The organism is Streptomyces sp. NPDC026394 (assembly GCF_055567735.1).
Genome location: NZ_JBVHPX010000001.1, coordinates 571,107 through 584,261 on the forward strand (window position 1 = coordinate 571,107; position 13,155 = coordinate 584,261).

Here is a 13,155-nt window from a genome sequence, read left to right on the forward strand (position 1 = left end):
AGGGCGCTTGACGAGCGTGGCGGCCATGCGCACACCACTCTCAGTCGTCATCGGTGCGGGCGGTACCGGCGGTCACATCTACCCCGGGCTCGCCCTCGCGGACGCCCTGCGCCGGGCCGTGCCCGACGCGGTGGTCTCCTTCGTCGGTACGGAGCGCGGGCTGGAGACGCGGCTCATCCCGCAGGCCGGATACTGCCTGCACACCGTGGACATGATTCCCTTCGACCCGTCGCTCGGCGCCAAGCGCTATCTGCTGCCCGCCGCGCTGCTGAAATCGGGCGCCCAGTGCCGCTCGATCCTGCGCGCCCAGGAAGCCCAGGTCGCGGTCGGCATGGGCGGCTACCCGAGCGCGCCGGTCATCGTCGGGGCGCGGCTGGCCGGGCTGCCCAGCCTGGTCCACGAGTCCAACGCGGTGCCCGGCCGGGCCAACAAGTTCGCCGCCCGGCTCACCCCGCACATCGCGCTCGCCTTCGACCGCAGCCGCGCGCACCTGGCGGGCGGCGAGCGCGCCGAGACGGTCGGGATGCCGCTGGTCGGGCCGCTGGCGAACCTGGACCGTACCGCGCTGCGGGAGCGGGCGCGCCGCGAGCTGGGCGTGCCGGACGGCACCCGGCTGCTGCTCGTCAACGGCGGCAGCCTGGGCGCGGCCCGGCTCACCGAGGCCGCGGTCGGCCTCGCGGCCCGGTACCGGACCCGTACGGACCTGCGGCTGCTGGTCAAGACCGGGCCCGCCGCCCTGGAGGAGACCCGGGAGCGGCTGGTGGCGACGGGCGGCGCGGCGGTCGCCGAGGCCGTCCCGTACCTGGACCGGATGGACCTGGCCTACGCCGCCGCCGACCTCGTGGTGTGCCGGGCCGGTTCGGCGACCGTCGCCGAGCTGGCGACGATCGGGATGCCGGCGGTCCTGGTCCCGTACCCGCACGCGCCCGGCGACCACCAGACGCACAACGCGCGGGTGCTGTCCGACGCGGGCGCCGCCGTCCTGCTGCCGGACGCCGAGACCACCGCGGAACGCCTGGACGCGCTCGTCACCCCGCTGCTCGACGATCCCGCCCGGCTGGCGGCCATGGGCCAGGCCGCCGACCCGGGCACCCACGCGCGCGCCGCCGACCTGCTGGCCGCCAAGGTCCTGAAGCTGGCCGGCCACCCCGCAGCCCACCCCACCACCACGTACCTGAGGGAGACCGCATGAGCACCACCGACCGCCCCACCACCGGCGACGCCACCACCGGCCACGCCACCATGGAAGCCCGCTGGAAGGGCCGCACCGTCCTGGTCACCGGCGCCGAGGGCTTCATCGGCTCGACGCTGGTGGACCAGCTCGTCGGGTACGGCGCGAAGGTGCGCGCCTTCGTGCACTACAAGCCGTACGCCGAGAAGGGGCACCTCGCCCGCTACCTGGGCCCGGACAGCCCGGTCGAGATGATCGCGGGCGATGTGCGGGACGCCGGCCGGGTGGCGGACGCCGTCGCCGGCTGCGACACGGTCTTCCACCTCGCCGCCCTCATCGGCATTCCGTACAGCTACGACTCGCCCGGCGCCTACGTGCAGACCAACGTCGTGGGCACCGAGAACATCGCCGAGGCGTGCCGCCGGCACTCCGTACGCCGCCTGGTGCACACCTCCACCAGCGAGGTGTACGGCACCGCGCTGACCGCGCCGATCAGTGAGGACCACCCGCTGCAGCCGCAGTCCCCGTACTCCGCCTCGAAGATCGGCGCGGACATGATGGCGCTCTCCCACTGGCACGCCTTCGAGCTGCCGGTCACGGTCGTCCGCCCGTTCAACACCTACGGCCCGCGCCAGTCCGCGCGCGCCGTCATCCCCACCATCCTGGCGCAGTTGCACTCCGGCTCCCGGGAGATCCGGCTGGGCTCGCTCACCCCGACCCGCGACTTCACCTACGTCACCGACACCGCGGTCGGCTTCCTGGCGATGGCCGACTGCGACCGGGCGCTGGGCGAGGTCGTCAACCTCGGTACGGGACAGGAGATCTCCATCGGCGACCTGGCGCGGTCCCTGATCGCCGCGTCCGGACGGGACGCCGAGGTGGTGGTGGAGGGCACCCGGCTGCGGCCCGCCGGGAGCGAGGTCCAGCGACTGCTTTCGGACAATTCGCGGGCGCGCGAGTGGGCCGGGTGGACGCCGGAGGTGTCCCTGGAGGACGGCCTGAAGCGGACGTCGGAGTGGGTCGCGGAGCATGTGCACCTGTTCGCGGCGGACCGGTACCAGGTCTGAGGGACGGATCGTCCGGTACCAGGTCTGAGGGACGGACCGGCCCAGGACCGAGCCGCCGCAGGAGCGGGCCCGCCGGGAGACTCACGCCCCGGCCGGGCCCGCTTCCGCGAGTCCGGCCAGGCCGGTCAGCAGCAGCGCGCTGAACTGCTGCGCCCACAGTTCGTCCACCGGTTCCGCGCTGACCAGCGCCCGGTGCACGACGGCGCCCGCGATCACGTCGAAGATCAGCCCCACCGCCCGTCCGGCGGCCGCCGCGCCCTCCTCGCCGGCCGGGTCCGGCGGCAGTTCCCCGCGCGCCTGGGCCCGCTCCCGCCCGAGGACCACCAGCCGCTTCTGCCGCTCGACCACGGCGGAGCGGATACGGACCCGCAGCGCCTCGTCGGTGGTGGACTCGGCGACCACGGCCATCAGCGCGGTCTTGGTCTCCGGACGGGCCAGCAGCGAGGCGAACTGCAGGACGACGCCCTCGATGTCGGCCTGGAGACAGCCCCGGTCGGGGAGTTCGAGTTCGTCGAAGAGGACCGCCACGGCGTCCAGGACCAGCTCGTTCTTGTTGGCCCAGCGGCGGTAGAGGGTGGTCTTGGCGACTCCGGCGCGGGCGGCCACGTCGCTCATCGTGAGCTTGCCCCAGCCCAGCTCGACCAGCGCGGCGCGGGTGGCGTCGAGGATCGCGCGGTCCGCCTCGGCGCTGCGCGGCCGGCCCGTACGGCTCCGGGAGCCCGCACGGCCCGCGGCGGAGCTGGTGCCGGTGAGGGGGCAGCGGTGCATGGGGGCGACCATACCGGCCAGTAGCCACGGGTGGGCCCGCCCTCGTGAGGCAGATCACCCGTACGGTTCGCGGGAGGGGTTGCCGGGCCGGGGCGCCGGACAGTTACGCTACGGGTCGTAGCGAAAGGGTGTGGCCGGCACGGCCCGCGCCGGACGCGACAACCACAGGCCGCGGGTGGGGACCCGGGGCCACCGCAGTACCGCACCGGCCCCGGGCCGGTGCGCGCGGCACCTCCGTCCTGCGCCGGCACACCGGCGGGCCGCACGGACGGACCCGGCGCCGCGTGCTTTTTCGCGCACCGTGAATTTTCGGCACCGCTTTTCGCAACGGTCCGCGGAAGGGGGGAGGATAGGCCCATGCAGCCACGCAACATGTCCATGAGTGGAGTCGTCGACCTCGCCGCGGTGAAGGCGGCCGGGGAAGCGAAGCAGAAGGCGGAGCAGGCGCGCGCCGAGGCGGCCCGCACGGGCCGGCCCGCCGGCGGGGGTGCCCGCCTGGTGTTCGATGTCGACGAGGCGGGATTCCAGCAGGACATCCTCCAGCGCTCCACCGAGGTGCCGGTCGTCATCGACTTCTGGGCCGAGTGGTGCGAGCCGTGCAAGCAGCTCGGCCCGCTGCTGGAACGGCTGGCGGGGGAGTACGCCGGCAAGTTCGTCCTGGCCAAGATCGATGTCGACGCCAACCAGGCGCTGTTCCAGCAGTTCGGCGTGCAGGGCATCCCGGCGGTCTTCGCGGTCGTCGCGGGCCAGCCGATCCCGCTGTTCCAGGGCGCGGCCCCGGAGGCGCAGATCCGCCAGGTGCTGGACCAGCTCGTCCAGGCCGCCGAGCAGCAGTTCGGCATCGTCGGCGCGCCCGTCGACCCGGCGGACGCCGCGCCGCAGGAGGACGTCCCCGAGCCGGTCGGCCCGTACGACGCGCTGCTGGAGGCCGCGAACCAGGCGCTGGACGCCGGTGACCTCGACGGCGCCGTCCAGGCGTACAAGAACGTGCTCTCCGACGACCCGGCGAACCCGGAGGCCAAGCTCGGCCTGGCGCAGGCCGAACTGCTGCGCCGGGTGCGGGACCTGGACCCGCAGGAGGTGCGCAAGACGGCGGCGGACCACCCCGCCGACGTGCAGGCGCAGATCAAGGCGGCCGACCTGGACCTGGTCGGCGGTCATGTGGAGGACGCCTTCGGGCGGCTGGTGGACACCGTCCGGCGCACGGCGGGCGACGACCGCGAGAGCGCGCGGGTACGGCTGCTGGAGCTCTTCGAGGTCATCGGCACCGACGACCCGCGGGTGATTTCGGCCCGAACGGCCCTGGCGCGGGTGCTGTTCTGATCTCCCTCTGATCCCCCTCTGTTTCCCTGGCGTCCGGTCACCCGCGCCTCCTGAGGCGCGCGGACCCCATCACTAGGCAGCGGCCACGTTTTACCAAATCTTGGTAATCGTGGCCGCTGTTACTTGGAGTAAGAGGGGCGAGGGGGTTCGTCAGCGTTCCTCCCTGACTTCCCGTTGTCTCCTCACCGTCAGCGACAACCCTGGGTGCCCGGCCGAATTCGCGCCGTCGCGCCGTGCTCATCTCTCCGTTACTCGCAAGTAATGAACCCCTTGTGCGACGGCCGCCGATGCACCACGATCGGCCGGGCTCGGTCCATTCCCGTCGCCCGGCAACCGGTCGGCGCCGCGGGGTCCATGGGTCCCCACCGAGTGGCCGGCGGCACCGCCACCGGTCCCGGACAGGGGGGTTCCTGCCCACCCGGCAGGGCCTGTCCGACAAGCGCCGCGCGCGAGCGTGGCCAGTGGTTGTCGCTCGGGGGTGATCGCCGGTGCATCGGAACGCCGTACGCCTGTACGCCATTTCGGTACGGGCGCTCTCCTTCCCGAGGACGTAGCACTTCTCCCATCCCAGGTACGGCCGCCGTCTCCCCGAGATCCGGACCGTAACCGGAGATGTACGTCCGAGAAGGAGGAAAGTCATGGAGTCCCTGGCTCGTGGCGGGACCAGATGGAAGCGGTTCGCCGTTGTCATGGTGCCGAGCGTCGCGGCGACGGCTGCCATCGGAGTCGCCATCGCGCAGGGTGCGCTGGCAGCGTCGTTCAGCGTCTCCGGTCAGCAGTTCAAGGTCACCGCGGCGGAACTCGACGGTGACGGGTTCGTCCAGTACGGCGCCCTCGACAAGGGCAAGGACGGCCAGCACCCGGTCGCCGTGGTGGGGCTGAACTCCGCGAAGATCACCAAACTGTGCCAGTCGGTCGTCGTGCCGGTGCCGGTCTTCGGCGATGTGACGATGCGGCTGGAGGCGGGCGCCGGCAAGGACAAGGTCCTGGCGAAGAAGCTCTACATCGACGCCGACGACCTGCGGACCAACGCCACGTTCACCAACGTGGACATCGGCGTCTCGGTGGACGACACCGGCGCCAACGGCAAGACGCCCGGCCCGGCCCGGCCCGGCGAGGGCGGCAGAGGTGCCTACCTCCCCGGCTCCTTCGCCCAGCAGGCCGACCATGTCCTGTTCAAGGACGTCAAGCAGCGCGCCTGGGCCACCACGGCCGGCACGTTCCAGCTCAGTGGCCTGAACATGAGCGTCAAGCGCGGCAAGAACGAGTGCTACTGACGCACTGAGCCCACGGGGGCGGGGGCGTGCGCGGCGGAGCGGTCCGCCGTCCGCGCGCCCCTGCACCCGTACGCCGGTGGCCACCGCGCCACGCACTCCAGCTCACGTACCACCGATTAGCCAGTCCCGAGGAGCTGTACGACATGAGCGCCGACACGCGACCACGGCTGAACGAGAACACCGGCCGCAAGCGCACTTCGTTCCGGGACTGGCGAGGTCAGCGCCCGTTCTGGGGCGGGGTGCTGACGCTGCTGGCCGGATTCCCGATCATGTACATCCCCTACGCGAACCTCACGATCGGCTCCCTGACCGTCCGGATGGCGACGACCGCGGGCGCCGGCTCGCTGATCATCGGCGTACTCCTGGTCGTGCTCGGTCTGACCATGTGGTTCCAGCCCGCCTCCCGCGTCTTCGCGGGTGTCGCGGCGATCCTGCTGTCCCTGGTCTCCCTGGTGGTCTCCAACTTCGGCGCCTTCGTGGTCGGCTTCGCGCTGGGCCTGGTCGGCGGCGCGCTGGCGGTCTCCTGGGCGCCGGGCAAGCCCGTCGCTCCCGAGGGGGGCGAACCGGCCCGGCCCGTGGGCGGCGCACCGGACGACCTGTCAGGAGCGAGCCCGGTCACCGGGACGAACGGGAGGCACAGTGCCGGGTGACGAGCACGAGACGCGGGCGGCCGCCCCGGCCGCGAGAACCGGGCCGCGCCACGCGGCCCCGCGCAAACCGCTGCTGACCCGGCTGCACGTACCGGCCGGCAAGGCGATCGCCCTCGCCGCGATGCCCACCGCGGTCCTGATGGGCATGGGCCTGACACCGCAACTGGCGATGGCCAAGCCGCAGCCGCCGGAGAGCCCCTTCAGGAACGGCCCGTGCGTCAGCGCCCCCGACAAGACGGAGCAGGACGCCGAGGCCAAGGCGGCGAAGGACAAGGCAGCCAAGGAGAAGGCAGCCAAGGAGAAGGCGGAGAAGGAGAAGGCCGAAAAGGAGAAAGCGGCCGAGGACAAGGCGGCCGAGGACGGGTCCGGCAAGGACCGGGGCTCCGGCTCCGGGAACTCCGGTACGGACACCGCCCCCGCCCCCGGCGCCTCCTCCCCGTCCCCGGACAAGAAGGGCACGCCCCCGGGGCCCGCCCCGGCTCCGTCCCCGTCCGCGGGCAGGTCCACCCCGCCGTCCCCCGCCGCCTCCCCGTCTCCCTCGGAGCAGAACCCCTGGTACGACCCGCTGGGCGTGGGCAAGAAGCTGCACGACGTCTTCCACCCCGGCGACGGCAAGTCCGGCACCCCGAGCACGTCCCCGTCACCGACCCCGTCCTCCTCGGCACCCGCGGACAAGGGCTCCGGCTCCGGCGGCACGTCCGGCAAGCCCGGCGGCAAGGCCACCGACCGGCTCAAGGACTCCACCGACAAGCTGGGCAAGGCTGCCGACGACGCGAAGGACAAGGCGGGCAAGGCGCTCGACGACGCGAAGGACAGGGCGGACGACGCTTCACCCTCGGCCTCACCGTCCCCGTCCCCCAGCGGCACCGCCGACCCGAACGCCCCCGACGCGGACGGCAAGAAACCCTTCCCCTGCGTCGAGGAGAAGAAGGTCGCCGGCAAGGCCGAGCGGCCCCCGGCCACCGTCCCGAACCAGCCCTGGTACCTGGAGTCCAGCGGCCTGACCCTGCGCGGTCTGGACTACGAGGGCGTCGTCAACCTCACGATGCCCAACGGCCGTACCAAGCAGGCGCTGAAGTTCACCGCCGACAGCATCGACATCGGCGACCTCCACCAGACCGTGGACGGCCCGGCCGGAAAGAAGTACCACGTCCAGGCGGCCGCGGGCTCCACCTCCACGATCCGCGGTGGCAAGGTCACCATGTACACCGAACGCCTCCAGGGCAACCTCTTCGGCCTGATCCCGATCGTCTTCGACCCGGAGCACCCGCCGCCCCTCAACGTCCCCTTCGCGTACTTCACCAAGGTGAAGATCACCCAGGCGGGCCAGTTCGGCGGCACCCTGACGATTCCGGGGCTGCACCATTCGATCACGGGGTGACGGCCGCCGCCCCGCCCTCGCGTGCCGTTGAGCCGTACGGCTCATGGCCCGCCTTCCGCAAGGCGGGCCATGAGCCTTTTGTGGCGAAGCAGTGGCCGACGCCGAGCACGTCGGCTGAGCCTGGAGACCAGCGGAGACGCCTTCGCCGCGGCGGGAGGGCAGTTCTGATGACCTGTCACTTCACCGGTCCGGCGACCCTCGATCTGGACGGCCGCGTCCGGCGCTGGTTCCCGGACGGCGCAGGGAGACGTCCACGACTGGCCGCCGCTGCCCGGATGTTCGACGCGCACCATCGAGGCGGCCCCGGAACTGGACGGGCCGCGGTGGCGGGAACTGCCGCGCGATCAGATCGTCGACCTGCGGTTGATCAAGTTGCTCGCCGCTCCTGCCAGGATGATGCGCCCCTTGCTCGACGGCCTGCCGCGCGTAGGGGAGCTGGACGGCTGGCTGGAGGTGTGTCCGCTGCTGCCCCAGGGGCGAGGCGTCCGCGTACGGCGATGGGCCGCATCCCCAACCGGATGCGGCCCATCGCCGTACTCAGGTCACCCGCGGTCAGCCGCGGTCGCCGCCCAGGTGGTGGACGCGGACCATGTTGGTGGTGCCGGGGACGCCGGGGGGCGAGCCGGCGGTGATGATCATGGTGTCGCCGTCGTTGTAGCGCTGGAGCTTCAGCAGTTCGGCGTCGACCAGGTCGACCATCTCGTCGGTGTGCTCCACGTGCGGCACGACGAAGGTCTCCACGCCCCAGCTCAGCGCGAGCTGGTTGCGGGTGGCGGCGTCCGTGGTGAAGGCCAGGATCGGCTGCGCCGAGCGGTAGCGGGACAGGCGGCGGGCGGTGTCACCGGACTTGGTGAAGGCCACCAGCGCCTTGCCGTTGAGGAAGTCGGCCATCTCGGCGGCCGCGCGGGCCACCGCACCGCCCTGCGTACGGGGCTTCTTGCCCGGGACCAGCGGCTGCAGGCCCTTGGCCAGCAGCTCCTCCTCGGCCGCCTCGACGATCTTCGACATCGTCTTGACGGTCTCGATCGGGTACTGGCCGACCGAGGACTCGGCGGAGAGCATGACCGCGTCGGCGCCGTCCAGGATCGCGTTGGCGACGTCGGACGCCTCGGCGCGGGTCGGCCGCGAGTTGGTGATCATCGACTCCATCATCTGGGTCGCCACGATCACCGGCTTGGCGTTCCGCCGGCACATCTCCACCAGGCGCTTCTGCACCATCGGGACCTTTTCGAGGGGGTACTCGACGGCCAGGTCGCCACGGGCCACCATGACGCCGTCGAAGGCCGCGACGACCTCCTCCATGTTGTTGACCGCCTGCGGCTTCTCCACCTTGGCGATCACCGGGACGCGTCGGCCGACCTCGTCCATGACGCGGTGCACGTCGTTGACGTCCTTGGCGTCCCGCACGAAGGACAGGGCGACCAGGTCGCAGCCCATGTTGAGGGCGAACTTCAGGTCCTCGATGTCCTTCTCGGACAGCGCCGGGACGTTGACCGCCGCGCCGGGCAGGTTGATGCCCTTGTGGTCGGAGATGACGCCGCCCTCGATGACGATGCAGCGCACCCGGGGGCCGTCGATCTCGACGACCTGGAGCGCGACGTTGCCGTCGTTGATCAGGACCGGGTCGCCCTTGGAGACGTCGGCGGGCAGGCCCTTGTAGGTCGTGCCGCAGATGGTCTTGTCGCCGGGCACGTCCTCGGTGGTGATGACGAACTCGTCACCGCGCACCAGCTCAACGGGGCCGTCGGCGAAGGTCTCCAGGCGGATCTTGGGGCCCTGGAGGTCGGCCAGCACGCCGATGGCGCGGCCGGTCTCCTCGGCGGCCTTGCGGACGCGGTGGTAGCGCTCCTCGTGCTCCGCGTGGGTGCCGTGGCTCATGTTGAATCGGGCCACGTTCATGCCGGCCTCGATCAGCGTCTTCAGCTGGTCGTAGGAGTCGACGGCGGGGCCCAGGGTGCAGACGATTTTGGAACGGCGCATGGCTCAATCCTATCGTTTGTTTCGGAGCGGAATTATTTGGGCTCGGGTGCCCGGATGCGTGCTGTCGGCCGGCCGCGGCGCGGGTACCGGCTGCGGCCGGCCGGGTGTGCCGGAGGTCAGTTGCTGACCAGGGCGTATGTCTGGCCGGCGATCTCCAGCTCCTCGTCGGTGGGGACGACGGCGACCGCGACCCGGGCGTACTCCGGCGATATCAGCCGCGCCGCGTCGGACCGTACGGCGTTCAGGTCGGCGTCCACCGCCAGTCCCAGCTCCTCCAGGCCCTTGACCGCGGCCTCGCGCACCGGTGCGGCGTTCTCGCCGACGCCCGCGGTGAACGCCACCGCGTCCACCCGGCCCAGCACCGCGCTGTAGGCGCCGATGTACTTCTTCAGCCGGTGGATGTAGATGTCGAAGGCGAGCGCGGCCCGCTGGTCGCCCTCGTCGATCCGGCGGCGGATCTCCCGCATGTCGTTGTCGCCGCAGAGCCCGACCAGGCCGCTCTTCTTGTTGAGCAGCTCGTCGACCTCGTCCGCGTCCATCCCCGCCACCCGCTTGAGGTGGAAGACCACGGCCGGGTCGATGTCACCGGACCGGGTCCCCATGACCAGGCCCTCCAGCGGCGTCAGCCCCATGGAGGTGTCCACGCAGCGGCCGCCGGCCACCGCCGAGGCGGAGGCGCCGTTGCCCAGGTGCAGCACGATGACGTTGACGTCCTCGGGCGCCTTGCCGAGCAGCTCGGCGGTCTTGCGCGAGACGTACGCGTGCGAGGTGCCGTGGAAGCCGTACCGGCGGATGCGGTGCGCGTCGGCCGTCTCCACGTCGATGGCGTAGCGCGCCGCGTGCTCCGGCATCGTGGTGTGGAAGGCGGTGTCGAAGACCGCGACCTGCGGCAGGTCGGGGCGGAGCGCCTGCGCGGTCCTGATGCCGGTGATGTTCGCCGGGTTGTGCAGCGGCGCGACCGGCACCAGCCGCTCGATCTCCTTGAGCACCGCGTCGTCGATCACGGTCGGCTCGGTGAACTTCAGGCCGCCGTGCACCACCCGGTGCCCGATCGCCGCCAGCTCGGGCGAGTCCAGGCCGAGCCCGTCCGCGGACAGCTCGTCGGCGACCGCCTTCAGCGCCTCCTCGTGGTCGGCTATCCGGGCCTCGCGTTCGCGCTTGTCCCCGCCGGCGGCCAGCGGGGTGTGGGACAGGCGCGAGGTCTCCTCACCGATGCGTTCGACCAGGCCCACGGCGAGCCGGGAGCCGTCCTTCATGTCGAGGAGCTGGTACTTCACCGAGGAGGAGCCGGAGTTGAGGACGAGGACGCGGGTGGCGTTGGCAGTCATGAAGCAGCTTTCGGTCGGTTGTGGGGGGCGGGCGGCGGGGGTGTCAGACGTCGGCGGCGGGCGAGCCGCCCGGTGCCGCACCCTGCGCCTGGATGGCGGTGATGGCCACGGTGTTGACGATGTCCTGGACGAGCGCGCCGCGCGACAGGTCGTTGACCGGCTTGCGCAGGCCCTGGAGCACCGGGCCGACGGCGACCGCGTTGGCCGAGCGCTGCACGGCCTTGTAGGTGTTGTTGCCGGTGTTCAGGTCGGGGAAGACCAGCACGGTGGCCCGCCCGGCGACCTCGGAGTCCGGCAGCTTCGTCTTGGCCACCGCGGCGTCCACGGCCGCGTCGTACTGGATCGGGCCCTCGACCAGCAGGTCGGGGCGGCGCTCGCGGACCAGCTCGGTGGCCTTGCGCACCTTGTCGACGTCCGCGCCGGAGCCGGAGGTGCCGGTGGAGTACGACAGCATCGCGATCCGCGGCTCGACGCCGAACTGGGCGGCGGTGGCCGCCGACTGGATGGCGATGTCCGCGAGCTGCTCGGCGTCCGGGTCCGGGTTGACCGCGCAGTCGCCGTAGACCAGGACGCGGTCGGCCAGGCACATGAAGAAGACGGACGAGACGATCTGCGCGCCCGGCCTGGTCTTGATGATCTCGAAGGCGGGGCGGATGGTGGCCGCGGTGGAGTGCACCGCGCCGGAGACCATGCCGTCGGCCAGGCCCTCCTGCACCATCAGCGTGCCGAAGTAGGACACGTCCGCGACCACGTCGTACGCCAGCTCGTACGTGACGCCCTTGTGGGCGCGGAGCTTGCCGTACAGCTCGGCGAAGCGCTCGCGCAGCGGGGAGACCTGGGGGTCGATGATCTGCGCGCCGTCCAGGTCGATGGCGAGGTCGGCGGCGCGCTTGCGGATCGCCGCCTCCTCGCCGAGCAGCGTCAAATCGCACACGTCGCGGCGCAGCAGGACGTCGGCGGCGCGCAGCACCCGCTCCTCGTTGCCCTCCGGCAGGACGACCCGGCGGCGGCCCGTGCGGGAGCGCTCGATCAGCTCGTGTTCGAACATCATCGGCGTGACGCGGCCGGAGCGGGCGACGGAGATGCGGTTCGTCAGCTCGGCGGTGTCCACATGCCGCTCGAAGAGGCCGAGCGCGGTCTCCGCCTTGCGCGGCGCCGCGGCGTTCAGCTTGCCCTCGACGGCGAACAGCTCCGCCGCGGTCGGGAAGGAGCCGCCGGAGACCGAGACCACCGGCGTGCCGGGCGCGAGCCGGTTGGCCAGCGCCATGATGTCGGGCCCCGGACGCTCGTCCAGGGTCAGCAGCACACCCGCTATGGACGGGGCGCCGGCGCTGTGCGCGGCGAGCGCGCCGATGACCAGGTCGGCGCGGTCGCCGGGGGTCACGACCAGGCAGCCGGGGGTCAGCGCCTTCAGGAAGGTCGGCAGCATGGCGCCGCCGAAGACGAAGTCGCGGGCGTCGCGGGCCAGCCCCGAGTCGTCGCCGAGCAGCACCTCGGCGCCGAGCGCGTGCACGATCTGGCCGACGGTGGGCGCGGAGAGGGCGCCGTCCTCGGGGAGCGCGTAGCAGGGGACGGGCAGGTGGGCGGAGAGCTGCCCGGCGACGGCCGAGTGCTGCCCGGGGGCCACCCGGTTCACGATCAGGGCGACGACGTCGCAGCCCAGCGAGTGGTAGGCGCGGTAGGCGTTGTGGGCCTCGGCGCGCACCGACTCGGCCTCCTGGCCCTGGCCGCCGACGACCGGCAGCACGGCGGCGCCGAACTCGTTGGCCAGCCGCGCGTTCAGGTTCAGCTCGGCCGGCAGGCTGGTGGCCGCGTAGTCGGAGCCGAGCACCAGGACGTACTCGTGGTCCTTGGCCACCCGGTGGAAGCGCTCGACGAGCTGGGAGACCAGTTCGTCGGTGCCCTGCTCGGCCTGGAGGCGGGCGGCCTCCTCGTACCCGAGGCCGAAGACGGTCTCGGCGGGCTGGGAGAGCCGGTAGCGGGCCCGCAGCAGTTCGAACAGGCGGTCGGGCCCGTCGTGCACCAGCGGGCGGAAGACGCCCACCCGGTCCAAGTGGCGGGTCAGGAGTTCCATGACTCCCAGCTCGACGACCTGGCGGCCGTCGCCGCGGTCGATACCGGTCACGTACACGCTGCGCGTCACGCGTGCTCTCCGATCCATCCGTCGCTTCGCAAGGTCAAATTTCCCGTTATGGTGAGCTTGCCCCTCT

At 72.0% G+C, this 13,155-nt stretch carries 10 protein-coding genes; 6 read left to right on the plus strand and 4 right to left on the minus strand.

Annotated features, from left to right (window positions below; all coding sequences use genetic code 11):
- Positions 1-25: 25 nt before the first annotated feature.
- Both ACZ4QV_RS02485 and ACZ4QV_RS02490 read left to right on the plus strand, forming a co-directional pair.
- Complete coding sequence (locus ACZ4QV_RS02485; protein ID WP_361634143.1) at positions 26-1,192, plus strand: UDP-N-acetylglucosamine--N-acetylmuramyl-(pentapeptide) pyrophosphoryl-undecaprenol N-acetylglucosamine transferase; 1,167 nt, start codon at positions 26-28, stop codon at positions 1,190-1,192.
- A 50-nt stretch (positions 1,193-1,242) separates the two neighbouring features.
- Positions 1,243-2,238 (plus strand): GDP-mannose 4,6-dehydratase, encoded by a 996-nt coding sequence (locus tag ACZ4QV_RS02490; RefSeq protein ID WP_467762554.1) that lies wholly within the window; start codon positions 1,243-1,245, stop codon positions 2,236-2,238.
- A gap of 81 nt (positions 2,239-2,319) precedes the next feature.
- Here the strand turns inward: ACZ4QV_RS02490 and ACZ4QV_RS02495 are convergent, their stop codons facing one another.
- Positions 2,320-3,006, minus strand: coding sequence for a TetR/AcrR family transcriptional regulator (locus ACZ4QV_RS02495; RefSeq protein WP_361146326.1), 687 nt, complete (start codon positions 3,004-3,006; stop codon positions 2,320-2,322).
- Positions 3,007-3,363: 357 nt separating this feature from the next.
- Here ACZ4QV_RS02495 and ACZ4QV_RS02500 point away from each other — a divergent pair, with 357 nt between their 5' ends.
- The 4 genes from ACZ4QV_RS02500 (at position 3,364) to ACZ4QV_RS02515 (ending at position 7,637) form a co-directional block, all read left to right on the plus strand.
- A complete protein-coding gene (locus tag ACZ4QV_RS02500) occupies positions 3,364-4,329 on the plus strand; it encodes a tetratricopeptide repeat protein (RefSeq protein WP_361146323.1) in 966 nt (321 codons plus the stop codon).
- A gap of 638 nt (positions 4,330-4,967) precedes the next feature.
- Positions 4,968-5,606, plus strand: a complete 639-nt coding sequence (locus ACZ4QV_RS02505) for a DUF6230 family protein (protein ID WP_361146320.1) — start codon at positions 4,968-4,970, stop codon at positions 5,604-5,606.
- A gap of 143 nt (positions 5,607-5,749) precedes the next feature.
- Positions 5,750-6,256 carry a DUF6114 domain-containing protein gene (locus ACZ4QV_RS02510; protein WP_361586178.1) on the plus strand — a complete coding sequence of 169 codons (507 nt, stop codon included), beginning with the start codon at positions 5,750-5,752 and terminating at the stop codon, positions 6,254-6,256.
- On the plus strand, positions 6,246-7,637 hold the full coding sequence (locus ACZ4QV_RS02515; protein WP_361879185.1) for a hypothetical protein: 1,392 nt from the start codon (positions 6,246-6,248) through the stop codon (positions 7,635-7,637). Before ACZ4QV_RS02510 ends, ACZ4QV_RS02515 begins: the two co-directional genes overlap by 11 nt.
- A 552-nt stretch (positions 7,638-8,189) precedes the next feature.
- Here ACZ4QV_RS02515 and pyk read toward each other — a convergent pair.
- The 3 genes from pyk to pta form a co-directional block, all read right to left on the minus strand.
- Positions 8,190-9,617 (minus strand): pyruvate kinase, encoded by a 1,428-nt coding sequence (pyk, locus tag ACZ4QV_RS02520; protein ID WP_361146311.1) that lies wholly within the window; start codon positions 9,615-9,617, stop codon positions 8,190-8,192.
- Positions 9,618-9,733: 116 nt separating this feature from the next.
- Positions 9,734-10,945 (minus strand): acetate kinase, encoded by a 1,212-nt coding sequence (locus tag ACZ4QV_RS02525; protein ID WP_361146308.1) that lies wholly within the window; start codon positions 10,943-10,945, stop codon positions 9,734-9,736.
- A gap of 43 nt (positions 10,946-10,988) precedes the next feature.
- Positions 10,989-13,088 (minus strand): phosphate acetyltransferase, encoded by a 2,100-nt coding sequence (gene pta / locus ACZ4QV_RS02530; protein ID WP_467762497.1) that lies wholly within the window; start codon positions 13,086-13,088, stop codon positions 10,989-10,991.
- Positions 13,089-13,155 lie beyond the last annotated feature (67 nt).